This is a genomic window from Shouchella lonarensis (genome assembly GCF_900096965.1).
GTDB lineage: Bacteria > Bacillota > Bacilli > Bacillales > Bacillaceae_D > Shouchella > Shouchella lonarensis.
Genome location: NZ_FMYM01000005.1, coordinates 122,221 through 147,184, shown reverse-complemented (window position 1 = coordinate 147,184; position 24,964 = coordinate 122,221). Strand labels below are relative to the sequence as shown.

Annotated in this window: 30 protein-coding genes and 1 riboswitch; of the genes, 10 read left to right on the top strand and 20 right to left on the bottom strand. The window is 42.6% G+C overall.

The window, feature by feature from the left end:
- Window positions 1-166: 166 nt before the first annotated feature.
- Window positions 167-607 carry a cyclic-di-AMP-binding protein CbpB gene (cbpB, locus tag BLT29_RS06700; protein ID WP_090775540.1) on the top strand — a complete coding sequence of 147 codons (441 nt, stop codon included), beginning with the start codon at window positions 167-169 and terminating at the stop codon, window positions 605-607.
- A gap of 45 nt (window positions 608-652) precedes the next feature.
- On the opposite strand, the gene BLT29_RS06695 is transcribed toward cbpB, so the two are convergent.
- Window positions 653-1,792: a M20/M25/M40 family metallo-hydrolase gene (locus BLT29_RS06695; protein WP_090775626.1), complete on the bottom strand. Its 1,140-nt coding sequence runs from the start codon at window positions 1,790-1,792 to the stop codon at window positions 653-655.
- A gap of 48 nt (window positions 1,793-1,840) precedes the next feature.
- Window positions 1,841-2,239, bottom strand: coding sequence for a VOC family protein (locus BLT29_RS06690; RefSeq protein ID WP_090775539.1), 399 nt, complete (start codon window positions 2,237-2,239; stop codon window positions 1,841-1,843).
- 82 nt (window positions 2,240-2,321) lie between these two features.
- On the opposite strand from BLT29_RS06690, the gene prli42 reads away from it, so the two are divergent.
- A complete protein-coding gene (gene prli42 / locus BLT29_RS13330; protein ID WP_176763841.1) occupies window positions 2,322-2,420 on the top strand; it encodes a stressosome-associated protein Prli42 in 99 nt (32 codons plus the stop codon).
- 55 nt (window positions 2,421-2,475) lie between these two features.
- On the opposite strand, the gene BLT29_RS06685 is transcribed toward prli42, so the two are convergent.
- Both BLT29_RS06685 and BLT29_RS06680 read right to left on the bottom strand, forming a co-directional pair.
- Window positions 2,476-2,973 (bottom strand): L,D-transpeptidase, encoded by a 498-nt coding sequence (locus tag BLT29_RS06685; protein ID WP_090775625.1) that lies wholly within the window; start codon window positions 2,971-2,973, stop codon window positions 2,476-2,478.
- 85 nt (window positions 2,974-3,058) lie between these two features.
- A complete protein-coding gene (locus BLT29_RS06680) occupies window positions 3,059-3,793 on the bottom strand; it encodes a YqcI/YcgG family protein (RefSeq protein WP_245701130.1) in 735 nt (244 codons plus the stop codon).
- 199 nt (window positions 3,794-3,992) lie between these two features.
- Here BLT29_RS06680 and BLT29_RS06675 point away from each other — a divergent pair, with 199 nt between their 5' ends.
- The gene (locus BLT29_RS06675) at window positions 3,993-4,631 is read left to right on the top strand and encodes a LysE family transporter (RefSeq protein ID WP_090775538.1); all 639 of its coding nucleotides are present in this window, start codon (window positions 3,993-3,995) and stop codon (window positions 4,629-4,631) included.
- Here the strand turns inward: BLT29_RS06675 and BLT29_RS06670 are convergent.
- Window positions 4,594-6,228, bottom strand: coding sequence for an ATP-binding protein (locus BLT29_RS06670; RefSeq protein WP_090775537.1), 1,635 nt, complete (start codon window positions 6,226-6,228; stop codon window positions 4,594-4,596). The two genes, BLT29_RS06675 and BLT29_RS06670, sit on opposite strands and share 38 nt — an antisense overlap.
- A 352-nt stretch (window positions 6,229-6,580) precedes the next feature.
- Window positions 6,581-7,876: an NCS2 family permease gene (locus BLT29_RS06665; protein WP_437182628.1), complete on the bottom strand. Its 1,296-nt coding sequence runs from the start codon at window positions 7,874-7,876 to the stop codon at window positions 6,581-6,583.
- A gap of 177 nt (window positions 7,877-8,053) precedes the next feature.
- Here BLT29_RS06665 and msrA point away from each other — a divergent pair, with 177 nt between their 5' ends.
- The 4 genes from msrA to BLT29_RS06645 all read left to right on the top strand — a co-directional run bounded on the left by msrA (window position 8,054) and on the right by BLT29_RS06645 (window position 11,444).
- The gene (gene msrA, locus BLT29_RS06660; protein ID WP_090775536.1) at window positions 8,054-8,593 is read left to right on the top strand and encodes a peptide-methionine (S)-S-oxide reductase MsrA; all 540 of its coding nucleotides are present in this window, start codon (window positions 8,054-8,056) and stop codon (window positions 8,591-8,593) included.
- The gene (gene msrB, locus BLT29_RS06655; protein WP_090775535.1) at window positions 8,583-9,032 is read left to right on the top strand and encodes a peptide-methionine (R)-S-oxide reductase MsrB; all 450 of its coding nucleotides are present in this window, start codon (window positions 8,583-8,585) and stop codon (window positions 9,030-9,032) included. The genes msrA and msrB overlap by 11 nt, the downstream gene beginning before the upstream one ends.
- Before the next feature lie 84 nt (window positions 9,033-9,116).
- Window positions 9,117-10,505, top strand: coding sequence for a class II fumarate hydratase (gene fumC, locus BLT29_RS06650; protein ID WP_090775534.1), 1,389 nt, complete (start codon window positions 9,117-9,119; stop codon window positions 10,503-10,505).
- Window positions 10,506-10,667: 162 nt separating this feature from the next.
- Complete coding sequence (locus BLT29_RS06645; protein WP_090775533.1) at window positions 10,668-11,444, top strand: hypothetical protein; 777 nt, start codon at window positions 10,668-10,670, stop codon at window positions 11,442-11,444.
- A 195-nt stretch (window positions 11,445-11,639) separates the two neighbouring features.
- Here BLT29_RS06645 and BLT29_RS06640 read toward each other — a convergent pair whose 3' ends face one another.
- Window positions 11,640-11,858, bottom strand: coding sequence for a helix-turn-helix domain-containing protein (locus tag BLT29_RS06640; RefSeq protein ID WP_090775532.1), 219 nt, complete (start codon window positions 11,856-11,858; stop codon window positions 11,640-11,642).
- A gap of 189 nt (window positions 11,859-12,047) precedes the next feature.
- Between BLT29_RS06640 and BLT29_RS06635 the strand changes: the two genes are divergently transcribed.
- Window positions 12,048-12,338: a helix-turn-helix domain-containing protein gene (locus BLT29_RS06635; RefSeq protein ID WP_090775531.1), complete on the top strand. Its 291-nt coding sequence runs from the start codon at window positions 12,048-12,050 to the stop codon at window positions 12,336-12,338.
- A gap of 9 nt (window positions 12,339-12,347) precedes the next feature.
- On the opposite strand, the gene BLT29_RS06630 is transcribed toward BLT29_RS06635, so the two are convergent.
- Entirely contained in the window at window positions 12,348-12,536 is a 189-nt protein-coding gene (locus tag BLT29_RS06630) for a hypothetical protein (RefSeq protein WP_090775530.1), read from the bottom strand.
- A 277-nt stretch (window positions 12,537-12,813) separates the two neighbouring features.
- Here BLT29_RS06630 and BLT29_RS06625 point away from each other — a divergent pair, with 277 nt between their 5' ends.
- Together BLT29_RS06625 and BLT29_RS06620 are read left to right on the top strand one after the other, a co-directional pair.
- Complete coding sequence (locus BLT29_RS06625; protein ID WP_090775529.1) at window positions 12,814-13,542, top strand: alpha/beta hydrolase; 729 nt, start codon at window positions 12,814-12,816, stop codon at window positions 13,540-13,542.
- 22 nt (window positions 13,543-13,564) lie between these two features.
- Complete coding sequence (locus BLT29_RS06620) at window positions 13,565-14,077, top strand: YjcG family protein (protein WP_090775528.1); 513 nt, start codon at window positions 13,565-13,567, stop codon at window positions 14,075-14,077.
- Window positions 14,078-14,126: 49 nt separating this feature from the next.
- Here the strand turns inward: BLT29_RS06620 and BLT29_RS06615 are convergent, their stop codons facing one another.
- The 12 genes from BLT29_RS06615 to BLT29_RS06560 all read right to left on the bottom strand — a co-directional run bounded on the left by BLT29_RS06615 (window position 14,127) and on the right by BLT29_RS06560 (window position 24,889).
- Window positions 14,127-14,696 carry a hypothetical protein gene (locus tag BLT29_RS06615; RefSeq protein WP_090775527.1) on the bottom strand — a complete coding sequence of 190 codons (570 nt, stop codon included), beginning with the start codon at window positions 14,694-14,696 and terminating at the stop codon, window positions 14,127-14,129.
- Window position 14,697: 1 nt separating this feature from the next.
- Window positions 14,698-15,507, bottom strand: a complete 810-nt coding sequence (gene thiD / locus BLT29_RS06610) for a bifunctional hydroxymethylpyrimidine kinase/phosphomethylpyrimidine kinase (protein ID WP_090775526.1) — start codon at window positions 15,505-15,507, stop codon at window positions 14,698-14,700.
- 18 nt (window positions 15,508-15,525) lie between these two features.
- Window positions 15,526-16,638 (bottom strand): glycine oxidase ThiO, encoded by a 1,113-nt coding sequence (gene thiO / locus BLT29_RS06605; RefSeq protein ID WP_367576285.1) that lies wholly within the window; start codon window positions 16,636-16,638, stop codon window positions 15,526-15,528.
- The gene (locus tag BLT29_RS06600; RefSeq protein ID WP_090775524.1) at window positions 16,635-17,414 is read right to left on the bottom strand and encodes a thiazole synthase; all 780 of its coding nucleotides are present in this window, start codon (window positions 17,412-17,414) and stop codon (window positions 16,635-16,637) included. Before BLT29_RS06600 ends, thiO begins: the two co-directional genes overlap by 4 nt.
- Before the next feature lie 2 nt (window positions 17,415-17,416).
- Complete coding sequence (thiS, locus tag BLT29_RS06595) at window positions 17,417-17,617, bottom strand: sulfur carrier protein ThiS (RefSeq protein WP_090775523.1); 201 nt, start codon at window positions 17,615-17,617, stop codon at window positions 17,417-17,419.
- Window positions 17,614-18,246 (bottom strand): thiamine phosphate synthase, encoded by a 633-nt coding sequence (thiE, locus tag BLT29_RS06590; protein ID WP_090775522.1) that lies wholly within the window; start codon window positions 18,244-18,246, stop codon window positions 17,614-17,616. Before thiE ends, thiS begins: the two co-directional genes overlap by 4 nt.
- Before the next feature lie 57 nt (window positions 18,247-18,303).
- A riboswitch (TPP riboswitch) is annotated at window positions 18,304-18,414 on the bottom strand.
- The gene (locus BLT29_RS06585) at window positions 18,414-19,829 is read right to left on the bottom strand and encodes an aspartate ammonia-lyase (protein ID WP_090775521.1); all 1,416 of its coding nucleotides are present in this window, start codon (window positions 19,827-19,829) and stop codon (window positions 18,414-18,416) included. Its footprint overlaps the riboswitch before it by 1 nt.
- An 18-nt stretch (window positions 19,830-19,847) precedes the next feature.
- Entirely contained in the window at window positions 19,848-20,801 is a 954-nt protein-coding gene (locus BLT29_RS06580) for an ROK family glucokinase (RefSeq protein WP_090775520.1), read from the bottom strand.
- Window positions 20,794-20,985: a YqgQ family protein gene (locus tag BLT29_RS06575; protein WP_090775519.1), complete on the bottom strand. Its 192-nt coding sequence runs from the start codon at window positions 20,983-20,985 to the stop codon at window positions 20,794-20,796. Before BLT29_RS06575 ends, BLT29_RS06580 begins: the two co-directional genes overlap by 8 nt.
- 163 nt (window positions 20,986-21,148) lie before the next feature.
- Window positions 21,149-22,054 carry an oligopeptide ABC transporter permease gene (opp4C, locus tag BLT29_RS06570; protein ID WP_090775518.1) on the bottom strand — a complete coding sequence of 302 codons (906 nt, stop codon included), beginning with the start codon at window positions 22,052-22,054 and terminating at the stop codon, window positions 21,149-21,151.
- Window positions 22,055-22,067: 13 nt separating this feature from the next.
- Window positions 22,068-23,033 carry an ABC transporter permease gene (locus tag BLT29_RS06565; RefSeq protein ID WP_090775517.1) on the bottom strand — a complete coding sequence of 322 codons (966 nt, stop codon included), beginning with the start codon at window positions 23,031-23,033 and terminating at the stop codon, window positions 22,068-22,070.
- A gap of 83 nt (window positions 23,034-23,116) precedes the next feature.
- Window positions 23,117-24,889 carry a peptide-binding protein gene (locus BLT29_RS06560; RefSeq protein WP_090775516.1) on the bottom strand — a complete coding sequence of 591 codons (1,773 nt, stop codon included), beginning with the start codon at window positions 24,887-24,889 and terminating at the stop codon, window positions 23,117-23,119.
- Window positions 24,890-24,964 lie beyond the last annotated feature (75 nt).

The following is a 24,964-nucleotide window of genomic DNA, read 5'->3' as shown; positions in this document are numbered from 1 at the left end:
ACCCACCTTTTTCTTCTAGTATGAACAATTTCCTAGTGGTTTATTTCCAACTCATGCCTTGACGTTATATATGTCAAAAGAGTACCATGAAGTAGCAAGGGCTTTTTCTTAATGTCTTTTACCTGGCGCATGAACAATAAAACTCTAACTAAAAGAAGTGATTCCTTTGTTAAATGCATTAAAAGACCGGCTGCTTTCTGACGCAGACATCAAAACATTGATTATCCCTGCTGACAAAGTAGCCCATGTCCAAGTTGGTAATCCGCTCGAACATGCACTGCTTGTTTTAATTAAATCTGGCTATACGGCCATCCCTGTCTTAGACGAATCCTTTCGCCTAAGTGGCCTAATTAGTAAGTCACTCATTCTCGATTCCCTTCTCGGTGTAGAAAACTTTGAAATGGATCGTCTGGCTGAACAAAGTGTCCGCGATGCAATGAATGAAGATGTCCCACGCATCTTGCCAGATGCAACATTTTCGAAAGCATTATCACTCTCCATTAACCACCCGTTCCTATGCGTCGTCGATCAACATCGCTCTTTTATCGGGATTTTGACACGCCGATCCATTCTGGGACTTATTAGTAAGTACTTACATCAGCATTAAAAAAAGTAGGTCTGTTCATTTCTGTCAGACCTACTTTTTTTCATCTTATTTAGTGCCACCATTCACGACCATCTGTTCAATAATTGCCACAACGAGCGTTGTTGTCTTTTGCAACGATGTAATCGATATTTGCTCTTTTGTCGTATGAATAAATTCATAGCCAATTGCCAAATTAATGGTTGGAATACCGAAGCTTGCAATGACATTTGCATCGCTCCCGCCTCCACTTGCCAACGTACGGGCGGTAAAACCGCACCGCTCAATTGCTGCTTTTGCTGTTTGTACAACTTGCGCATCGTCGTTTTCTTTGTAGCCCGGATACGCATATGTCACTTCTACTTCACAGGTCGTTCCCATCTCGATGGCAGCTGTTTCAAATGCTGTTTTCATTGCTGTAATTTGTTTTTCTAATTTTATGCTGTCTAACGAACGTGCTTCAGCAGTAATTTCCACTGAATCACAAACGATGTTCGTCTGGTCTGTTCCTCCAGCAAAGCGACCAATGTTTGCCGTCGTTTCCTCATCAATGCGTCCAAGTGGCATTTTTGCAACAGCTTTTGCTGCAACAGTGATGGCTGAAATGCCTTTTTCAGGTTCGACACCAGCATGAGCTGTTCTCCCACGCACATACGCTTTTATTTTCGCCTGAGAAGGCGCAGCGGTCACCATTTCACCTACTTCCCCATCACTGTCAAGTGCGTATCCATAGACAGCATCAATTTTCTCAGGTGGAAGTACTTTTGCACCAACTAGACCAGACTCTTCACCAACTGTAATAATAAATTGGACTTGTCCATGCGGAATATCTTGTTCTTGAATCATCCGGATGGCTTCTAACATTGCAGCAATTCCTGCCTTGTCATCCGCACCAAGAATCGTCGTCCCATCCGTTTTAATCATATCACCCTCTATGACCGGCTTAATTTCTTTCCCTGGCACTACAGTATCCATATGTGACGTAAAATAGATTGCGTCAATGCCTTCTTGCGTTGCCTCAAGTGTGCAAATTAAATTTCCAGCGCCGTGACCAGTCACTTCTTTTGCATGATCTTCCTCCACCCTCAAACCTAACGCCTTAAACTTCGCCTTCAATAGCTCACTCATTTCTCCCTCATAACCTGTTTCAGAGCTCGTTTGTACAAGTGTTACAAATTCTTGAACCAATCGATTTGTATCCATACACATCTCCCCATTCCAATAACGCTCATTCATTTTTACCACTCTCTATTCATATCACGATTCCTCGCAAAGTTCAATAAGCAGCCCTTGGGCGACATGTGGGTGTATAAAAATCACGTTCCGATTACAACTCCCCTTTAACAAAGTGTCCGATGTAAAACGACAGCCCGCTTGCCGCAAAGACAAATAAACTTCGTGTAACTTTCGGACAGAAAACGCAACATGATGAAATCCAGGACCCTTTTCTTTTAAGAATAAATTTAAGGATTGGTTTCCTGGTAATGGCTCGATAAGTTCAATTTTAAATAAACCTGCTTCCAAAAACACAATGTTTACATTATGCTCTCTTAATACTTCTATCTTCGACGCTCGTACCCTAAAAATCTCTTCAAACCATGGTATGTACGATGCCAACGCTGGAACTGCGTATGCCACATGATCTAATTTGTACACTGCACCTTATTCACCTCTTGCTTGTTTTCGTTTTTTTAGATACACTACTGTATGAATCGTTATTATGTAAGGAGGCGTTCGTATGCCACGCAAATTCCAGCGGGTCATTGTTTACATTATGATTGGAACCCTCATTCTAGGCGGCATTTTCACTGGTGCTGCCGGACTAGGTATTTTTTAAGAAGCATCAATCACAGCGGGGAGAAATGGTCTACCTGCTTTTTTTATTTAATCGTCTAAAGTAGACCATATTTCTTACCGATTGCCTCAAATGATGCTTTTTCATCTACAATGACAATGGTACTACCTACTTCCAAGCGCTCATATAAACGCTCCACACTCTCATTGGCGAGTCTTATACAGCCAGCGGATACACGGTAACCAATCGAGCCTGGACGATTGGTTCCGTGCAGACCATACGTACGTCCTTCTGTGCCAAGGGCATCAAACCCAATCCATCTACTACCAAGTGGGTTATTCGGCGCACCACCAGCAATGTTTTTCTTTCTATAATAAGGGTTTTTCGCTTTTACCCGAACCGTAAACTTTCCAAGAGGGGTTTCATCCCCCTTTTTACCCGTGGCGACTGAATGAATTTCTTCCACATGACGTGACTCAATGAGCGCGAGTGTGTGCGTGTGTACATTGACTATAACACTTGCTTGAGGCATTTCCCATTCAATGAAAGTAGACGGTTGCGTTCCTAATAAAAGCAGTGTAAAAAACAAGCTCATTCCTTTCACTAAACCGTCGCCCCTTTTTTAAATTATATTTTATCTTTTACTCCCCTCATCCCTTTTATCCATTTTCTTTGCGCTCTTACTTCCCGTCCCTCATCTCTGACACCTGGAAAGGACACTTCCCTTGAATCGGCTCGCAATCATCACTAATAAAAAACTGTTTCCACTCATGGTGGGTCGGGTCACCATAATAGCCTACATCTGGGTGGGTAGCAATCCCATCCCACTTCTCTGCTTTCTTACGTATTTTGTCTCGCGCTTCTCGTCCTTGTTGTAACGTCCCCTCTAACCCTTTAAAAATATTACGCGGCTGGAAACCTAATACCAAACTTTTCCCTAAATTACGCGCACGTCTCTTCTGATAAGCAGGCGCATTTCCAAACACAAACATCGGGCATGACGCAAAGCAAAAAGACCATAAGTGATGGTCTGGATCAGTTGGAATGTCTACGGGCCATTCTTCTTTGTCTTTACGATTCAAATATGTTAACACATCCCAAAAATAACGACGATAATATGCAAACGGTTGCACTTTTGACTCTGGCTCCACAAACAACAAAAAAACACTTCGCTCATTCCCAGTTGTCTTTGTAAACGAAATGAATTCCTGCAATGTTGTCGGCAAATGTACCCAATCATTATGACATAAGTACGAATAATGCACATTGCCTCTTCTTTCTTCCTTTTGTCCAAAAAAACAAGGAAACCCTGGTTCCTCTACAACCCTTTTATACTGTGCATATGTTTTTTTTACCCAGTTTGGCATATTCATTAAACTCATTTGTTCTTTTGTATACAACTGAGACTGATTCAAAGCTGTCCTCTCCCTTTCATTCCCCTCAGACACATCTTACTGTTTCATGCTGAGAAACTGTTTTCTTAGTATGTTATGAACGAAAGGGTCGTGTTAGACTAAACCAATCTTGTGCTTCTACTTTTGAGGACAAGCGCATGAAATAGTAAGGAAGGGGTTGTCATTTATTCCTCCATAGCAAACGGGAAGGAGATATCTTATGTATGAAGCAGCATCTGCAATGATTCTAGGTGTGTCTCTCGCTGCCCCTGTAGGTCCAATCTGTTTAGAAGTGTTAAAGCGCGGTCTCTCTTATGGCTTTGCTGCTGCTATCGTTGTTGCTCTCGGTGGTATGACTGCAGACGCGCTCTTCATGTTACTAATTTCTTTAGGACTTTCCCATTTTATTTCGCAAATGCATGTGCAATTGGGTTTGTATTTCATTGGCGCGTTATTTCTGCTCTATTTAGGAAGTCAATCCATTGCTAATCGCCATTCCCTTTCTTCTCATCAAAAAAGAGCATCATATGCTCCTGCATATTTATGGCAGTCATATCGGGTTGGCTTCGGCATCGCCTTATTCAACCCGATTAACTTCCTTTTTTGGTTTGGTATTTACGGATCATTGTTTTCAGAAATGATTCATCGCACAACATCAACTGAATTTTACATTCATATTTTCTTTTTGTTTGTCGGGATTCTTTTATGGAATGTAAATCTTGCTGTCTTAGCCCACTTCGGTTCAATGTGGTTACGCGGGCAATTACTTTCCATCGTCAACATTCTTGCAGGTCTTATGCTCTTTTATTTTGCGGCACACTTTATTCACCTATTGCTGCAACTGGTTCTTTCACAGTAAAGTGCGAGGAGGATGGTTTATGATACACCGTTCTTGGCAAAAAAACCGATACCCTTGTGCCTATGCCAATCTCACTTTGTACATCTACAGCACCTCCGTGCATCTCAGCAATTGTGTAGCAAATCATCAAACCAAGACCGGTCCCTTTTTCTTTTGTGGAATAAAATGGCTGACCAATCACATGAAGTCTTTCTTCCGGTATGCCTACACCTTTGTCAACGACGCACACACGAATATCATGCTCGCCTATATCCGTTTCTAATACAATTGGTGTCCCTGGCTCACTTGCATCTGCGGCGTTTTGAATTAAATGTTCAAACATAAATAGTAGATCCTTCTTACAACCTGTAATAAAAACAGGCGCTTTACTCACCCATTCAATGGGGTGTGTCACCGCAACAGCCTTCATGCGCTCTGTTTTTAGTAACGACTGAAAAAAAGCCTTTATACAAATTTCCGTTACTTCTTCACGATCTTGGGTGCGTGCCAAAAAAGCATATTCACTTACAATTTGTTCTATCCGCTCCAATTCTTGTTTTGTCACATGAAAAAACGATTGTGGCAACAAATCTTTTTCTGAGAAAAATTGCATAAACCCTTTAATAGACGTGAGTGGATTACGAATTTCATGCGCCATACTTGCTGCCAAGCGAGAAACGACATCCATTGCTTCTTCTCGTCTATAGGGCGTAATAGGTTTTTTTAACATCGACACAAATACAGCTTTCCCCGCCAGTCGGATCGGCAAAATGGCACATGTCACGTCTTGAGATAAGCCTTCAGCTGTTTTAATGCGAACAGCTCGATACCATGTGCGGCTTTCTTCTTCCTGTGCTTGCTTTAAAATCATCAAATCTGCCTCTGTCACATACTCGTGCAATTGCTCACCATTTAATTGCCCTGCTGGCAGCTGCAACAGATCATGCATTGCTTGATTGGCAAAATACACATGTTCCATATCATGAATCGCATAACACTCCTCAGACAACTGCAACATACGTTGAATATCGTTTTCACTTGGAAATACCTTGTGACATGAGACTAACTCGACAACATAACATGCTTTCCCACTAACTAATTGCAGTTCATAACGATGCGTGTCGTTCTGACAATATATAGACTGTTCCTTTTTATTGCAGTCAACAAGCGCCCAAGGCACAATTTCAAACAAGGATGTGGCATTATGGAATTGCTTTGCCGCTTGATTACAGGAATTGATCTTTCCTTCTTTATCTGCAATCCACACAGGATGTTCATGAGCGTCATCAGCTAAACACTCTCCTACATCGGCGGTCTCCTCTTCAAGCGTCACAAGGGTGTAGCCATCTTCATACGTGACTTTTTCTACAACACAAATACAAACCTCTCCGCTCACCTTCTTCATCTTCCATTTATCACCTAAATCATCAAGCACATACTGAGCAATCTCTTCCTCTGGATGACAGTGTCCTGGAACATGCATGATGTCATTAAACAACGTATTTCGGTACACAATGGTTTTGTCTGCAAGCACAATAATTTGTGCTTTCGTGCTACGATTGAGTAAGTCTGCAATGATCGATTTCATTTTTACAGCCACACGCGCCAGCCTACTCACTGGCTATTGGCATACCCCCCCTTTGTTAATGTCAAAATGAAACATTTTTAACCACGAAAAGGAACTTTTCCTGATGAATTGTTACTTATTAATCGTACATAGCGAACATGCACACTTCCGAATGACAAATTCCCTTACATTGTTAACCTATTCGGCAAACCTGAAAATGAATCCTCCTTCTCCGCGATTATTTTCGTTCTTGAAATTACGACAGAAATAAATGCCGCTCGACACCGCTCTTATGTATAACAATACGAATTTAAAAACTTCACCATTTGTCACAGAACGATGACGAACAGAAAAGAAGCAGGACAAAATGATCCTGCCTCTTTTCTTATTATTATTTTAGCATTCACAGCGACAGCGCCGAAAATAATAAATGAATAAAAAATAACAATCCAATGATATACATTGTTACAGAAACACCTCTCATCTTTCCGGCCAATATATGGATCAAAGGATACAATACAAAGCCAAACGCAATTCCATCCGCAATAGAATGCGTTAATGGAATGAGCACCACTACCATATAAGCAGGAAACCATGACAGAAAATCGTCAAAAGAAACGAAACGCAACTGTGTCATCATTAATCCGCCTACAATAATGAGTACCGGAGCAATGGCACTATCTGGAATATAGGCTAAAAACGGTAAAATTAATACCGTTAACGCAAATAAACCTCCCGTGACAACTGCTGTTAGTCCTGTTTTTCCACCTGCAGATAGTGCCGCTGCTGTCTCAGCTGTTGAGACGGTCGGACTTGTGCCAAATACACCGGCACTCATTGCAGAAACCGCATTGGCTTGCAATGCCCGCTTCGACTTATCAGGTCGCTTCAATACAGATGTATAGCCGGAGATCAGGCCAATGTTTTCAAACGTCAACACCATCGTCAATGCGAAAACCGATGTCCAAAACGTCACCGTGCCAACCATTTGAAACGAAAATTGGCCAAAAACCTCACTGTAATTTGTTTGTGATAAATTAATGACAGATCCACTCGTTTCGACACCTACCAATAATCCAATCCCAATGCCAATGACAATTGTCCATAAAAAATGACCTGGGATCTGACGCGCATACAAGGCCATTGCCACGCCGAGCGTACATAACGTTGCGAGTGGCATCGCTTCACTTAACGGAGCAAGTTGTAAAAATGTCTCCGGATGCGCAACGAGTAAGCCACCTTTTTGTAAGCCAATAAATGCGAGAAATAACCCAATGCCGGCAGTGATTGCATGCTTTAAGGCATCTGGAATCGTTTCATTAAGCAAATCGGCAAGCTGTGTAAACGCCACAACCATGAATAAAAGACCTGAAACAAATACAACTGCCAGTGCCTCTTGCCAAGACAAGCCGGCACTTTGAACAAATGTAAATGTGAACATTGCATTAATACCCATTCCTGGGATGAGCATGATAGGCATATTGCTCCATAATCCCATCACAATACAGCCGATCGCGGAAGTCAAGATTGTCGCAAGGGCTGCTCCAGCAAGCGGAATGCCTGCATCCGCTAAGATGGTACTATTAATGGCAACAATATATGCGCACGTTAAAAAGCCGACCATTCCAGCTGCAAATTCTTGCTTTACACTTGTACCATGCTGCTTTAATTCAAATTTCGTCAACCATTGTTTCAACATTCTCCACTCTCTTTATTTCTTCCCTCACCCACCCAGTGTCATCACACCAAAATAATACTAACATGATCGGTTGGAAATGGAAAGATTCAATTGTATAAGCAATATTATCTTCCCCATAAATAAATCGTGTTATAATAAAACTGCAAAAAAAGATTCGAAAGGAGTGTGTATCTACTCATGGCTGTAAAAAAAGCGACATTTGCTGGTGGCTGCTTTTGGTGTATGGTCAAACCCTTCACCTCTTATGACGGAATCATTGATATTAAAGCTGGTTATACAGGTGGACATACGAAGAACCCCACATATAAAGAGGTATGCAGCGACACAACTGGGCATGTCGAAGCTGTCCAAATTACGTACGATGCCGAAAAATTCCCGTACACACAACTGTTAGATATTTTTTGGCAACAGATTGATCCGACTGATGCTGGTGGACAATTTTATGACCGCGGCCTGTCTTATCGAACAGCAATTTTTTACCATGACGAACACCAACGTGAAGCTGCGATCGCTTCAAAACGAGCACTTGAGGAAAGTGGCAAGTTTCAAAAACCCATCGTCACTCCTATTGAGAAAGCAACGACGTTTTATCCAGCTGAAGAGGAACACCAAGATTATTACAAAACAAATCCTGAACATTACACGGCATATTATCGAGGTTCGGGGCGGAAAGCATTTATTGATCAACATTGGGGAGGGAAAAACGATGAAGCATAACAAAGAATCATTGAAGAAGCAACTTTCACCTATGCAGTATCACGTTACACAAGAGAATGGCACAGAGCCGCCTTTTCAAAATGAGTATTTTGATTTAGAAGCAGATGGCATTTATGTTGACATCATTACTGGTAAAGCGCTCTTTTCTTCACGTGATAAATACGATGCCGGTTGCGGCTGGCCAAGCTTTACAAAACCTATTGATGCTCATGATCTTACCGAACACGAAGATCGTAGCCTTGCGCGCATTCGGACAGAAGTGAGAAGCAAAGATAGTGATGCCCACCTCGGCCACGTTTTTCCGGACGGTCCAGGTGAAGCAGGAACACGCTACTGCATTAACTCGGCTGCTTTACGTTTTATTCCTAAAACAGACTTAGAAAAAGAAGGCTATGCAGCATATCAACAGTTGTTTACAAATAGCGAGGACCAAAGATAAACTTGTATTTTTCTCTTTAAAACACCGCACGACTTCTGGTATGATATAGCTTGAATGATTATGTTTATAAAGGATGATGAAAAAATGAAAACGCGTACAGAAACAGATACAATCGGTCCAATCGAAGTCCCAGCTGACCGCTTTTGGGGCGCGCAAACACAACGTAGCCTAGAGAATTTTAAAATTGGTACTGAGAAGATGCCGATTGCTGTCGTTCGTGCTTTTGCAGAGTTAAAAAAGGCCACCGCCATTGCCAACGGACAATTAAAGGACATGGATGCACGCAAAGTTACTGCAATTACCTATGCTGCTGATCAAGTGATTGCTGGCAAACTCGATGATCACTTCCCACTTGTTGTCTGGCAAACAGGTAGTGGCACGCAATCAAATATGAATATGAATGAAGTGCTTGCATACATCGCTAATGACTACTTGGATGAACAAGGACATGAAGACGTGCGTGTACACCCGAATGACGACGTTAATGCTTCACAAAGCTCCAATGATACATTCCCAACAGCGATGCACATCGCAACCGTTGTCTACGCCGAACATGACTTGCTCCCGGCACTACAGCAATTTGAGGCGACACTTGCCAAGAAAGAAGCTGACTTCAAGGACGTCGTGAAAATTGGACGTACACACTTGCAAGACGCAACCCCACTGACGTTTGGCCAAGAACTTAGTGGCTTCCGCCATATGCTGGCAACATGCACAAAAATGGTACGTGAATCACTGCACTACGTACGTGCGCTTACGATTGGCGGCACAGCTGTTGGCACTGGTCTCAATGCACCAATCGGATTTGGCGCGGCGGTATGTGAACAATTAAGCAAACAAACAGGGGTCACTTTTCAGCCGTCGGAAAACTATTTTCATGGTTTAACGAGCCACGATGAACTCACTCATTTCCATGGTGCCCTAAAAGCCCTTGCTGCTGACGTCTTTAAGATCGCAAATGACATTCGCCTCCTTGCAAGTGGCCCACGCTGCGGGATTGGAGAAGTCACAATTCCTGCAAACGAGCCTGGAAGCTCGATCATGCCAGGAAAAGTGAATCCAACGCAAAGCGAAGCGCTCACGATGGTCGCAGCTCAAGTACTCGGTAACGATGCAACGATTGGATTTGCCGCAAGCCAAGGACATTTCCAACTGAACGTGTTTAAACCGGTCATTATCTATAACGTCTTACAATCGATGCGCTTACTCGCAGATGGCCTAAATAATTTCCATGACAAATGCTTAATCGGTCTTGAAGCGGATGAAGAGAAGATGAATCAATATTTAGGCGACTCACTCATGCTCGTTACTGCACTCAACCCACATATCGGTTATGAGAATGCCGCACACATTGCTAAAAAAGCACATGCCGAAAAAACAACATTAAAAGCAGCAGCAATTGCTAGCGGGCTATTGACTGAAGAACAATTTGATCAATACGTTGTCCCAAAAAATATGATTGCATCTAAATAAAAGAACCCCACACTCAAAAATATTGTTACAAATGTTTTTGAGTGTTTTTTTACGAGCGAGAAGAAATTGGTCAGTCCTACTCATAATTGGGTTGATTTAAACATTTATATGGTTTATTATTTATATATATTTACTCTATTAATCTACTAGGAGGCATGTAAAGTGAACAAAACAATGGTGTCCACATTTGCAGCTGTTATCGTCGGAGCTGTCTCATTGACTACTTTCGGTGAAGACCCAGCAACTGCAGCAACACAAAACTTTTCACAATCCCAAACAAATGCACAGGTTTTAAAGCAGGAGAATATTGTGATCACGTCAAACTTCTCGGATGGAACAGATGACTGGGCTGGCGGCTTTGCGGAATATTTTGTAGGAGAGGAACATCTTTCTGAGTTATTATTCGATCATCGCACACTTCCGAAACAGCTGGACGATGAAAAGAAAGCGCTTTTTTTGAGCGGTCAAAATGACCATGGAGATTTGTTTATGTTTGTCAAAAAGAAACTGAGTCAAAACCTCCATTTAAAACCAAACACAGCGTACGATATTCAATTTGATTTTGATATTGTTTCGGATCTCACAACAGGTCAACCTGATCTCTCTGCAGGAGAAGATGTATATGTGAAAGCAGGAGCAAGCCCGTATGAGCCTATGGCTTACATCGGGGAACATGGCAATTACTGGCGCATGAGTGCCGATAAAGGTCACGGAGCACTCAGTGGACAAGATGCATTGACTGTTGGGAACTTGGCTAAAAACACTTCTGTTGCAGAATACGAAAAAAAGCATTTTCATACAGCACCACATTCATTTGTTGCCGAAACAAATGACAACGGAGAACTTTGGTTATTTGTTGGTACTGACTCTAGCTTTACTGGAAAAACAAGCATCTATATTCCGCGTATTGAAGCCACACTAACTGAAGTCACAATGTAATAGCATAAAACAGCACAAAAGGCTTCGCCTTCGTGCTGTTTCTTCTATGTACATACATAGTCATCGCTTTGACAAAGGACTGTTTGTGCTCTCCAACGCTGTACAGTCCTTGCCGACAAAAAGCGATCAACAATAATTATGTTTAAGTTTATATGTTTATATTGTATAGAAGGATGATCTGGCCCCTCATTTCACCTATCTACTTACATCAATGGTTTTGTAGCGCGTTGCTTCAAACAATTCATCACGATCCGTATTGTATAACTCAGCAATTTGATTTGCTACTTCTGCACTCATATGACGCTTTCCTGATTCTATTTGCGACATGTATCCAGCCGAAATACCAATCTTTTCTGCTACTTCCCCTAAACTCATTCCATGCTCTAATCGCAACAAGCGAAGTTTCCCTAACATCAACATTTCCTCCTTAAATATTGAAATCTCATCGTGCTCTTACCATTTTACAACGCATATAGCGTTCAATTCAATTCATTTTGCATACCCCTTCCAAATTTACACTTTGGAAAGTATAATAAGGAAAGGCAAGAGATTCACCATAGACACGACAAACATCTTTAGAACAGAGAAAGGACGAAGACAACTATGTTTCCACAACGACTAAAAGAATGCCGTTTAAAAGCACGTCTGACAATGAAGGAAGTAGGACAAACATTAAATATGGCGCAATCAACCATTTCTGGATATGAAAATGGTTCTCGAAAACCTGACCTTGACAACTTACACCGCTTAGCTGATTTTTACAATGTTAGTTGCGATTTTCTCCTCGGACGTACAGACGAACAGACTGAAATGCTTTTTCCTCCAACGACACTATCGGAAAAAGAACAACAATTTCTTCAAGATGCATTGAATCTTTACCGGAAGTACCGTTAAAACAAGCAATCACATCATTTCATCATACGTATAACGAATAACATACTTATCCGTACGAAGTTTTCGTACTTCAATAAATGGACCGGGTTCATATCCTTGCTGCCAATTATCTTCTAGCCTTGCCTTCATACAGCCAGCTTGAAACTGTGATCGAAACACGCCTTTATAATATACCCAGCGCGGTTTCCGGCGTCCCATTCACCTTCTCCTCCTGTTCGCAGATAAAGATTTCATAAAGAAATCTCTCCTTGTATCTTGCCCATCATTGTCATATTATATGATCAAAACGTTAAAAAAACAAAGGTTGTCCTGTCGATTTTTATGATTTACATAAAAATCGACCTCTTCCCCTTACATCTTGTTCACAAACCATGTTACACTATTTACATAAGTATTTCATGCCCAATTTATGGTATTCATATCCATTTTCATGACGCTCCAACTGATTATTTGTTAAAAAGAGAGGAAATCATCAATGAGTAGTTTACAAGGTACCCTTCTACAACTTACAATAGAGAGTATATATTTAAATCATGTCCTGTCCCTCCCTGTGTACAGACCAGCAAACTATACACCTTTGAAGAGCTATGGATTGCTCATTTGTCAAGATGGTCATGACTACTTTCGCTTAGGGCGGATTGCAAGGCAAGCAGAAGAATTAATGGAGGATATGGAGATAGAAGAGACGATTATTGTCGGCGTGCCCTATCCAGATATTGCGACACGCAGAGCATGGTATCATCCAGAAAGTCCCATTTCCACTCATTATAGCCGATTCCTTGCATGCGAATTGTTACCATTTATTGAACAAACATTTTCAACAGAGATCATGGCTCATGCGCGAACACTTGCTGGTGACTCACTTGCAGCAACCGCCTCATTGCAATGTGCATTAGCCTACCCATCCTTATTCGGACGTGTCATCCTGCATTCGCCTTATGTGAATCAACCACTGTTGAATGCTGTAGAGGCATATAACAAGACTGTCCCGCTAACCATTTATCATGCGATAGGCACAGAAGAAACAAATGTAACATTAACAACTGGAGAAAAAGCAGATTTCCTTACCCCAAACCGTGTACTTCACCAACTGCTAACACGCACTCCCTTTTCTTATACGTACAAAGAATTTTCAGGTGACCATACATGGACACATTGGCAAAAGGATTTACCTCATGCTTTAAAAAACGTTTTATCCACCTGACTACTCAAGGAGGTCAATGTTTATGAACTATGGTATTGTATTATTTCCATCAAAGAAATTTCAAGACACAGCCAATGCGTATCGTCGTCGCTATGATGCGCACTATGCAAACATTCCACCACATGTTACGCTGAAAGAAAGCTTTAACTTTGATGAAGAAAACTTACCTCTCATCACACGGGCACTGCGAACGATTGCGAAAAAGCACCCACCTGTGGTCATTGATATATATAAAGTTGACACATTTTATCCTCAGTCAACAACCATATTTTACAAGATCAAAGAAAATGAAACACTACAGTCTTTGAACGACGCATTGTACACAGAACCTTTTCCTACTGAAAAAGAGCACTCTGTCTTTGTCCCCCATGTCACCATTGCACAGGGACTTTCAAAAGCGGAACATGCAGACATCATTGGACAACTCACAATGACAGAGGTCTCACATCGTGAAGAGATTGATCGCATGCAGTTGCTATATCAATTAGAGAACGGTTCGTGGACCGTATATGAAACATTCTTACTAGAAGGATGACAAACTACAGGCGGCAGGGAGATTAAATCACCCTGCCGCCTGCTTTTCATCAAGACTTTTTCTCAGCAATTAACTCACTTAAAGTCATTGTCTTTACCCAATGTTGCACCGCCTTCGCCTCACCAAAACGAGGCTCTTCAAATAATGCGTCCTCTATACGTAAGTCTTCATGATTGGTCCACGTATGTAACATTGTCACATGCACTTCATCTAAGTCTACATTGGCTGGTAACACTTGCCGTAGTTGTCCTCTGGCCCCAACACTTTCATGCTCGATCATCTCTGTAGGATAACTAAAAACGACGCCATTCTCGATTCGTGTGCCAGTGAAGACTTGTTCGTCTTCCAGTGGGAGTATCACTTCTCCTACTAATACCTCAGCAGCTTTGTCAAAAGCAATGCCTATATAATCTGTCCCATACATCCCATCGCTCGGCATCTGTGGCCAGCGCCATGACAAAGTAAGCTCATCCCCTCTCACTTCAGCTGTAATCTCAATTTCTCTTTGTAACAATTCATTAGAAAAAACCTTTTCTTGTTTCAAGTAATACAAGCCACTAACGGCAATGATAAGCATTAAGATCACTGGCAAAATCAATACAATAAAATGTTTTCTCACCTTAACGAACTCCCTTGTTGTCTGTTTGCATATGCGCATAATGATTGAGTGGCCCCTTGCCAGTGCCAATTGGGAAAGCATGTGCTATCGCTGTATGCGTGAATGTTTTTGCTGTTTGCAATGCTTCTTTGTAGACCATACCTTTTGCAAGTGATGCTGCAACCGCAGCCGCAAACGTACATCCTGTTCCATGTGTCGAAGATGTGTGAATACGTGATGATTGTAACATTGTAAATGTTGTTCCATCATAAACAACATCCACTGCCTCAGAGCCTTCTAAATGACCCCCTTTCACAACAACAATTTGAGGACCAAATCGCTGGAGCCGTTTCGCTGCTTGTTTCATCCATTTTATATCAAACGTTGGACTTTCTCCTAGTAAAAGCGCAGCCTCGTCTATGTTTGGTGTTAACACAGAGGCTAGTGGCAGTAATTCTGTCCGCAAACAATCTAGCCCTTCTTCCGTCAACAAGACGGTGCCACTTGTAGAAGTAATCACTGGATCAACGACTAGATTCTCTACTTCATACGCACGTAACCGATTCACTACAAGCTGGATCGTTCCCTTATTAGCAAGCATACCCGTTTTTACGACATCAATATGAATATCATTAAAAACCGCGTCTAATTGCGCCCGTATCATCGCACGTTCGACCGGTGCCACGGCAGTAATCTCACGCGTATTTTGTGCTGTCAAAGCTGTAATCACTGAGGCACTGTACACCCCTAATGCTTGACATGTTTTTATATCCGCTTGGATGCCGGCTCCCCCACCTGAATCTGATCCTGCAATCGTTAAAACCTTCTGCATACACCTCATCCTCACTCTCTAAACGTATGAAAAGCGCTCCAGACAAAAAGCATCCAACTTAATAGTAGGCTTTTTTTGCTGCATCTGTTCCGTTATCACTTTCGCTGTAATTGCACTAAGTAGAATCCCATTGCGATAATGACCACACGCCATATAAATCGATGGATAATTTTCAAGCGGTCCGATAAACGGATAGCCATCTTGTGTCGCTGGTCGCAATCCTGCCCACGTATGAAACGGCTCTTCTGCGGCTAAATACGGGAGAATTTTCTTATTCCATCTTTTTAAACGAGTAATACCTTTTTCTGTTATCTCCGTGTTGAATCCAGCAATATCTTCTGATGCGCCACTCACCATCGTCCCATTCATTTTAGGTACGAGGTAACCTTGACTTGTGTATAACATATGTTCAGTTGGTAAAGGGTTTGCATGATAAGCACAAATTTGTCCTCGGATCGGGTAAATCGGCAACGATAGATTGAGCTTTTCAGCGAAACATTCCGTCCAAGCACCCGTTGCGACAACGATCCGATCGGCGTGTAATACTTCCCGAGCACCTATTTTAACAGACACACCACTTTCACGCACATCGTGTAAAGCGATGAAACCGAGTTCTTCTCGAATAATAACCCCTTTTTTTCGACAAGCTCCCTCCAGTGCCAACACATAATCTGGCGCATATATATGTGCTTCCTCTGGATAATACAGCGCGCCAACTACATCAGGAGCAATTGATGGCACGCGCTCGCACACTTCTGCTTGTGTAAGCACCGTGCTTTTGACACCGAACATTGATTGCCATGCTTGACGCGTTGATAATGCCAACAAATCAGCTTCATGATACACCAAGTATAAACTGCCCGAGCGCGTATAAGCAAAATCACGTCCGGTGCATTCCTTCACATACGCTTGCCATTGCGGAAATAAACGTAAGCTCGCCTGACAGAGATGAAAAAAGTCATCTGGATCTTCACCAATCTCTGAATAAGGCGCCAACATGCCTGCTGCCGCGCCGGATGCTTGTCCCCCACATTGCGCTTTTTCAAGCAATGTCACTTTCATCCCCGCCTCTGCAAGTGCTAAAGCACTTGCTAAACCAATGACACCTCCCCCTAAGACGATCACGTTCACAATCGTTCCGCCTCTCCGATAGGGCTGCTTGCAGTTGCATAACGCTTTTTCGCGATTCTCCCTGCTTCATAAGACAGACGCCCGACCTCTACTGCCGCCGCAAACGCACGTGCCATTTTCACTGGGTCTTTCGCTTTTGCCACAGCTGTATTCGCAAGGATACCATCAACCCCAAGCTCCATCGCATACACAACATCACTGGCTGATCCAATCCCCGCATCAACAATGATTGGAACGGTTGCTTCCTCGACGATGATTCCTAAATGGTATGGATTTAAAATCCCAAGCCCCGTTCCAATTGGAGAAGCACCCGGCATTACCGCGGCCGCACCTATTTCTGCAAGTCTTTTACATGTCACCGGATCATCCGAGGTATACGGAAGAACGGTAAAACCTTCTTTCACAAGCGCTTCCGTTGCTTTTAATGTCTCGATTGGATCTGGAAGTAATGTTCGGGTTGACGCACTAATTTCTACTTTGATCCAATCACTGAGACCTGCTGCTCTCGCTAACCGCGCAATCCGAATCGCCTCCTCAGCGTTCGTTGCGCCTGACGTGTTGGGCAGATATTGGAATGATCCTCCTTCTAAATGCTGTAAAATCGCATCATCATCCGGCTCATCTAATTGAATACGTCGGATTGCAAAGGTCAGCACATCTGATCCAGCTGCTTTTATTGCCTCACGCTGTACAAATGGATTCGGATAACGACCTGTCCCAATAAAAAACCGTGAAGATAACGCTACCCCACCAATGACCAACTGCTTCTGTTTCATATTTATCCCCCTCCAACAAAATGAACAAGTTCAATACGCATGCCGTCTTCAATTGTTGTATCATCCCATGACTCCCGCGCAACAATTGCACCATCTACTTCCGCAACGACATGCTCAGCAACAAGTGAAAAATAAGCCACAAGTGCGGCAACACTCGGCACGTCTAGTGTATACCCTTTTCCGTTTACAGTGATCTGCTTCATGGTGTACGCGCTCCTTTTAATGCCGCTTTTAATGCGCTAGTTGCTGCTTTCACATCTTTGGCTCCCGCAATCGCACTAATGACACTAATCCTCTTCGCACCAGCAGAAATGACTTCTGCGACATTTTCAACGTTGATTCCGCCAATCGCAACAAATGGAATGTTCACATGTTGCACCACTTCACGAATGTACGCCGTCGTCACCGGTGCAACGACATCTACTTTGCTATTCGTCGGAAAAATTGGTCCGACACCAATGTAATTTGCGCCTCCTTTTTCTGCCGCAATTGCTTCAGACAGCGCATGTGTAGACACACCAATAATCTTTTCTGAACCAACAATCCGGCGCACGTCCGCTAGCGGCAAATCATTTTGCCCCACATGCACCCCATCCGCATCAACAGCGAGTGCTACATCAATATGGTCATTAATAATGAGCGGCACACCATATGCGTCTGTCACTTTTTTCAAAGCATATGCCTTTTCCAACACTTGCTGCTTACTACTCGTTTTGTCACGCAATTGAACCATGTCAACCCCACCACAAATCGCTTCTTCCATGACCTCGGCAATGTCACGGCCTGGATGAAATGCTTCCCCAGTAATCGCATACAATGAAAAATCTCTCATATTTACACGCTCCTCTCAAAGTAGAAAAGACGTGGCTACACAAATAGCCACGTCAAAAAACGTATTACGTGACTTCCCTACGCTGGCATGAACCAGATCAGGTATAAGGGTAAAAGAAACACGTTCTTATTCTCAGCCAAGCTTCTCTTGGCTCCCCTAGTCTTTCTTTATGAAGATAAAAAATCTGCCCCAGCAATGCCAGGCTCCGTCATTTCTTGTGGGTCGAGAATGACGTTTAACTCTTCTTCTGTCAGCACCCCACGCTCAATACAAACATCGCGCACAGAACGCCCGGTTTCCATTGCTTCAATCGCAATCCGCGTTGCCACTTCATAACCAACATGCGGATTAATCGCGGTCACGATACCAATGCTGCGCTCCACAAGTTCACGGCATCGTTCGACATTTGCAGTCATCCCAAAAATCGCATATTCTTTAAACACACGCATCCCGTTTTGTAGCACCGATAGTGATTGCAATAAGTTAAATACGAGCACTGGCTCCATCACATTTAACTCCAGTTGCCCTGCTTCTGACGCTAAACTAATCGTATGGTCATTGCCAATGACTTGGAACGCCAGCTGATTGACCACTTCACACATGACAGGGTTCACTTTCCCCGGCATAATAGATGAGCCCGGCTGGCGCGGAGGTAAATTAATTTCATTCAATCCGGTTAAAGGACCTGAGCTCATTAAACGTAAATCATTGGCGATCTTTGACAAATTAATTGCTAAAATCTTTAGCGCGCTTGAAAGCTCTGTATATGCATCTGTATTTTGTGTCCCATCGACAAGGTCTTCTGCTGTTTTTAATGGGAAACTAGTCAGTTCTGCTAAATACGTGGCAACCTTTTCAATATACGCAGGTGCTGCATTTAAGCCTGTACCTACTGCCGTTGCACCCATATTGATCTCATACAAATGTGCACACGCCCGCTCAATTCGGTTTAAATCACGCGACAGCACACGGCGATACGCACCAAATTCTTGACCAAGCCGAATTGGTACCGCATCTTGTAAATGGGTTCGTCCCATCTTCAGCACGCCATCAAATTCGATTTCTTTTTTCTTAATGGCTTCAATAAGTGCCTTTAACTCTTTTGTAAGCATCCCAGTTAAGGTTAACGCCGCAATATGAATCGCTGTCGGAAAAGCATCATTTGTAGATTGCGCCATATTGACATGCGTATTCGGACTCACTTGCATATAGTCGCCTTTTACGCCACCAAGTAATTCAATCGCACGATTCGCAATGACTTCGTTAGCATTCATGTTAAAAGATGTACCCGCTCCACCTTGAATCGCATCGACGATAAAATGATTATCTAACTTCCCAGCAATCACTTCCTCGCTTGCCCGAGCAATTGCATCTGCAATATTCGGACGCAATACCCCGACATCACGATTTGCTAAGGCCGCCGCTTTCTTCACATAACCAAACGCATGAATCAACGCTGGGTGAGGCGGATAACCCGTAATCGGAAAATTATCTTGCGCCCGTAGTGACTGGATGCCATAATACGCCTCTTTTGGCACTTGTTTTTCACCTAGTAAATCTCGTTCAATCCGATATTCACTCATGTACGTTTTAAGCTCCTTTTATCGTTCCACTTCCAGCTTTGTCTGACTGGCCTGCGCCAACCAAACAGCGCCATAAATCCCTGCATCATTTCCAAGTGTGGCTAATTTTATTTCTGTATGTGTGGCAACTTGTGGGATGGCATATTGAGAAAAAACTTTTCGCAACGGTACGAGCAACTGCTCTCTTGCTTTTGAAACACCGCCACCAATAACGATTTTTTCTGGGTTTAAGCTGTTCGCCAAATTCGCCAGCGCAAGTCCAAGGTAATACGTACTCTGCTTCACTACATTTAGCGACAATGCGTCTCCCGCTTCAGCCGCCTCAAAAATATGTCTTGTCGTCATCGCTTCTTTTTCTAACATACTGTCCACACCTGCTTCGAGCTGCTCTGTCGCTAACCGTACCATCCCTTTCGCTGACGATACCGTCTCTAAGCAGCCACGCTTACCACAATTACACGGCGCACCGTTATCTGGAATGACCGTAATGTGACCAATTTCTCCACCTAAGCCATGCACACCATGTAAAATTTGTCCACGAGTAATAATCCCGCCACCAACACCTGTCCCTAGTGTAACAAATAATACCTCATTTGAACCATCCCCTGCACCACGCCACATCTCTCCAAGTGCTGCCAAATTTGCATCATTGTCCACAAATACAGGTACATTTAATGCTTCTGTGAACACTTCCTTTAACGGATAATCACGCCAACCAAGATTCACCGCCTGTGTCACCACACCGGTCTCCAGTTCAATAAACGCTGGTGCACCAACCCCGGCACCTCGTAACACCAAACTCTTTAGCTCGGCTTGTACACTTTCCACGATCTCAGAAACAATGTAACGACCATGATCTATGAGATTTGTCGGGATTTCCCACTTTTTTTTCATTTCACCTGTCGTCGTCATTAAAGCTAGCTTCACTGTCGTCCCACCGATGTCAATTCCGACAAAACCTTGCTCACTCATGTGTTGCTTCCTCCCTCTTTACAAGGAAAAGCGCTTGCTTATAGTCTGTAGCGTTCACTAATCCATATTCATATAAAGTTCTTAATTCCATTTGTATGAGCGCAATATCTGTTTGCTTATCTCTTGTGTAAATGACAATACCATACTGTTTTAATAATTGCTGGACATCAAAAAATGTCTTCATATGAGCCACCTCATGCTGGGGATGAAAAAAAGTTGTCAGAAGCTAGTCCAGACCCTGATCCATCTCTATTATACCAGCTTGAGAGAGGGAGGGGAATAAGACATTGGAAAACAGCAAAAAAGTCCTTACAAGGTAGGACTTTTTTAGACAATCGTCACATATATTATGACTTCGAGTCAAAAGCATCACGTAAGCCATCACCAATAAAGTTGATCGACAAGACCGTTAGTAAAATACACAATCCTGGCGGCATCCACGCTTCTGGGTTGTTTCTTAAAATACGGATGCTCTGCGCCTCTGTCAACATATTCCCCCAAGTTGGTGTAGGTTGAGGAATACCAAAGCCGATAAAACTTAAGGCAGATTCTGCCACAATTAAGCTAGCCATTAATAATGTCGCTGCGACAATAATAGGGCCAACCGCATTCGGTAAAAAGTGTTTACGAATAATACGCCAATCGGAACACCCTATGCTACGTGCACTTAAAATGTATTCTTGTTCACGAATACCCATAAATTTCCCACGCAACACACGACACATAACTGGCCATGAAGTTAATGCAATAACCATAATGAAAATGGGGATTGTAATATCTTGTAAGATCGCAACAATTGTCAGAAACAGTAATAAAAACGGAAAAATAAGTACCACATCAACAAACCTCATAATAAGTCCGTCAATTTTCCCTCCATAAAATCCAGCAAGTGAACCAAGTGCCCCACCAATAATCACCGTACATAGCATTGCAAAAAAACCAATCGTCAAAGATACACGCGATCCATGCACGAGCCTTGAAAAATTGTCACGCCCGGAACTATCTGTTCCAAGCAAATTTTCACTATCAGGCTTTGCCTCTATTTTAGCCAACTGAGAAGCGGTTGGGTCATGAGTAGCAATTACATCTGCAAATACTGCCACAATTGTTATAAAGACGAGGAAACAAACACCAATAAGTGCTAACTTATTTTTTCGGAACCGTTGCCATGCAAGATGGGTTGGACTTAAACTTTTTTCTTCGGCTTCAAAAGATAATGGTACAGCAGGTTGTTCCGTACGTTGTGGTTGCATCTATATATTCACCTCAATTCAAGCGTATGCGCGGATCAATCGCCGCATAAGATATGTCTGCCAATAAATTCCCAATTAGAATCGAGACTGCTGCAATTAAATTAATTGCCATCAAGACCGGATAATCACGATTCTGAACAGAAGAAAGAAATAAGGTTCCTAAACCAGGATAATTAAAAACTGCCTCTGTAATGACAGCTCCACCTAACAAGGTACCAAATTCAATTCCAAGCAATGTCACAATCGGAATAATTGCGTTTCGTAGCGTATGCTTGTACAACACTGTTTTTTCTCCAAGACCTTTGGCTCTAGCAGTACGAATATAATCACTACCAAGCACATCTAGCATCTCCGAACGCATATAACGCATATACGAAGCTGTTCCTGCAAGACCTAATGTTATCCCCGGTAAAACCAAATGATGAATTCGACTTAGGAATTCATCCAGACCCGATAATCCTGTAGAACTAACAGAACCTTGTGTCGGCAGCCACCCCAATCCAAATGAAAATACATAGATCCCCAACAATGCAGCAAAGAAGTTCGGTGTTGCTAAACCAAGAAAAGCGAATGTTGTTCCACTATAATCTAGTAACGAGTTTTTATGTCTAGCAGAGTACATCCCAATTGGAATAGATACAACTAATGTCACGACCAAAGAAAACATCGCAAGATAAAGTGTATTGTCAAACCGTTGCATAATTAAGTCACTTACAGAGCGTCCCTTAAAATTAAGAGACATCCCAAAATCGCCCACCGCCGCTCGTTTTAACCAATTCCAATACTGCACATACACAGGGTCATTTAGTCCTAGTGCCGCTCGCTGCTCTTCATAGACCTCTGGATCTATATTGGGATCTAGCATTTCTCCACTGAGTGCATCACCTGGTGCTAAATAAGCAAATAGAAATACAATCATTGTTACAATAAGCACTAATGGTATGAATTGTAACAAGCGTCGTATGATGTACTTAAACACAAATCAACACCTCTTTTTAATCATATCCTTCGTTCAAATTGGTAAGAAAGGGCGCTTAAGACGCTTGCGCCCTTTCTCCACACCTACTGCTTTGTTAGATACCACTCATGTGAATCCGCTGAATACGAGAATGGTTTAAACACAATGCCCTTTAAACGTGATGTATACACATGAATCTCATCGTCAATGTACAAAGGAGTTGCATATGCATTATCACTAAACATTTGCGCCCATGCTGTATATTTCTCAGTCCGGTATTCTAGATTATCCCAAGCCTTTTCAGGATCAAGCGCTTCCTCTAACAATTTATCTTGCGCCTCATCATAAAAGCGAGAATAATTCATCGTTCCTTTTCCTTGATGAATCGTTGATGGATCTGGGTCACCTGATCCTAAAGACCAGCCAGCTAAAAATAAATCCAACTCTTCATCAGAGTTCTTTTCTGATATCCAAGTAAAATATGGTGCCGTCTCCATCGGTGTTTTTAGTTCAATCCGAATACCAGCTTCTTTTAGCTGTTCAACAATCACTGGCGCTGAACGCTCGCGAACTTTGTTTCCTAATGGATAATGCAAATTCAACGTAAGCTCATTACCATCAGGATCTTCAACATATCCATCACCATTGGTGTCAACATATCCATTTTTCTCTAACAAAGACTTTGCTTTCTCCAGGTTATATTCTAATCCATTGATCTCATCAGGATTATATGCCCACGAAGCCGGCGGAAATGGTGCATCAATAATTGAACCGTAGCCTCGCAAAAATCCATCAATTAGAGACTGGCGGTCAATCGCATGCATAATGGCCTGACGAAATTCTTTATTTTCCAGCTTTGGATTCGGTTTCCATAAGTCGGTATTTGCCAAATCATTCAAATCTTCATCTGGACCATAATTCACTTTCATTCCTAAATACTGATATCCAAATTTAGGCTGTGAAAACACTTCAAATCCTTCTTTTCCTTCCATGTCTTCCGCATCATCTGGTGGAAACATTTCTGGGAAGAAGTCTAGTTCCCCTTGCTCTAACATACCCGCCGCAACAGATTGGTCAACTACACGCCATACAACAGAATCCAGCTTTGGTGCACCCTTCCAGTAATCCTTGTTTGCTTCTAACACATACTGCTCGTTTTCAATCATGTCTGTTAACTTAAATGGCCCTGTTCCGATTACTTCGCCTGCACGTATTGAGCCCTCGTGCTCTGGCATGTCCCCAATCGCAACATCTTCAAACACATGTTTTGGGATAATTGAGAAATTCACTTCTGATAACGCCTTCACACTTGGCTCACCAAAAACAAATTTCACTGTCAAATCATCTACCTTCTCTACTCCAGCAAAAGTATCTGCCTCACCACCAGCGTACTCCTCATATCCTTGTAACTTGTTTACAAATGTTGTCCGAACACCGCCTGCCCCAACATATCCTGGATCAGCAAGCATTTCATACGTAAACACAACATCATCGGCTGTAAATGGTTCACCATCATGCCATTTCACATCATCACGCAGAGAAAAAGTAATTTCCCGCTTATCTTCACTAAACTCCCAATCTTTTGCTAGCTCGGGCTGGTACTGAAAATCCTCATCTTGAGTCATGAGCGATTCATGCGTAAAGTTCAAGATGTTGGCATCATAACTGGAAGTATAAAAAATGGGATTGAACTGATTCTCGGGCGTTGAGTGCATCCCTAATGTCACTTTTCCCCCTTCAACTGCTTCCGGTTCACCAGAACCACTTCCATCACCCTCATTAGGCTTTGTACCTGCATCATCTGAAGAACACCCAACCAACATTGCGCTCAAAAAGGCTGTTGACAATAAAAATGAATACAATGGCTTTTTGTTCAACTTAAAACCCCCCTATATTTTGGAAAATATCATCATCCTACACAAATAGACTCCTCCGGAACCACCCCCTTTATG

Coding starts and splice junctions, on each gene's coding strand:
- BLT29_RS06630 (WP_090775530.1), bottom strand. CDS start 12,536: ATGGGACGCCGGAAACCGCGCTGGGTATATTATAAAGGCGTGTTTCGA.
- prli42 (WP_176763841.1), top strand. CDS start 2,322: ATGCCACGCAAATTCCAGCGGGTCATTGTTTACATTATGATTGGAACC.
- BLT29_RS06635 (WP_090775531.1), top strand. CDS start 12,048: ATGTTTCCACAACGACTAAAAGAATGCCGTTTAAAAGCACGTCTGACA.
- thiD (WP_090775526.1), bottom strand. CDS start 15,507: ATGCAGAAGGTTTTAACGATTGCAGGATCAGATTCAGGTGGGGGAGCC.
- opp4C (WP_090775518.1), bottom strand. CDS start 22,054: ATGCAACCACAACGTACGGAACAACCTGCTGTACCATTATCTTTTGAA.
- BLT29_RS06685 (WP_090775625.1), bottom strand. CDS start 2,973: ATGAGCTTGTTTTTTACACTGCTTTTATTAGGAACGCAACCGTCTACT.
- msrA (WP_090775536.1), top strand. CDS start 8,054: ATGGCTGTAAAAAAAGCGACATTTGCTGGTGGCTGCTTTTGGTGTATG.
- msrB (WP_090775535.1), top strand. CDS start 8,583: ATGAAGCATAACAAAGAATCATTGAAGAAGCAACTTTCACCTATGCAG.
- BLT29_RS06585 (WP_090775521.1), bottom strand. CDS start 19,829: ATGAGTGAATATCGGATTGAACGAGATTTACTAGGTGAAAAACAAGTG.
- BLT29_RS06620 (WP_090775528.1), top strand. CDS start 13,565: ATGAACTATGGTATTGTATTATTTCCATCAAAGAAATTTCAAGACACA.
- fumC (WP_090775534.1), top strand. CDS start 9,117: ATGAAAACGCGTACAGAAACAGATACAATCGGTCCAATCGAAGTCCCA.
- BLT29_RS06665 (WP_437182628.1), bottom strand. CDS start 7,876: ATGTTGAAACAATGGTTGACGAAATTTGAATTAAAGCAGCATGGTACA.
- BLT29_RS06575 (WP_090775519.1), bottom strand. CDS start 20,985: ATGAAGACATTTTTTGATGTCCAGCAATTATTAAAACAGTATGGTATT.
- BLT29_RS06580 (WP_090775520.1), bottom strand. CDS start 20,801: ATGAGTGAGCAAGGTTTTGTCGGAATTGACATCGGTGGGACGACAGTG.
- BLT29_RS06600 (WP_090775524.1), bottom strand. CDS start 17,414: ATGAAACAGAAGCAGTTGGTCATTGGTGGGGTAGCGTTATCTTCACGG.
- BLT29_RS06695 (WP_090775626.1), bottom strand. CDS start 1,792: ATGTGTATGGATACAAATCGATTGGTTCAAGAATTTGTAACACTTGTA.
- BLT29_RS06625 (WP_090775529.1), top strand. CDS start 12,814: ATGAGTAGTTTACAAGGTACCCTTCTACAACTTACAATAGAGAGTATA.
- thiS (WP_090775523.1), bottom strand. CDS start 17,617: ATGAAGCAGATCACTGTAAACGGAAAAGGGTATACACTAGACGTGCCG.
- BLT29_RS06675 (WP_090775538.1), top strand. CDS start 3,993: ATGTATGAAGCAGCATCTGCAATGATTCTAGGTGTGTCTCTCGCTGCC.
- thiE (WP_090775522.1), bottom strand. CDS start 18,246: ATGAGAGATTTTTCATTGTATGCGATTACTGGGGAAGCATTTCATCCA.
- BLT29_RS06640 (WP_090775532.1), bottom strand. CDS start 11,858: ATGTTAGGGAAACTTCGCTTGTTGCGATTAGAGCATGGAATGAGTTTA.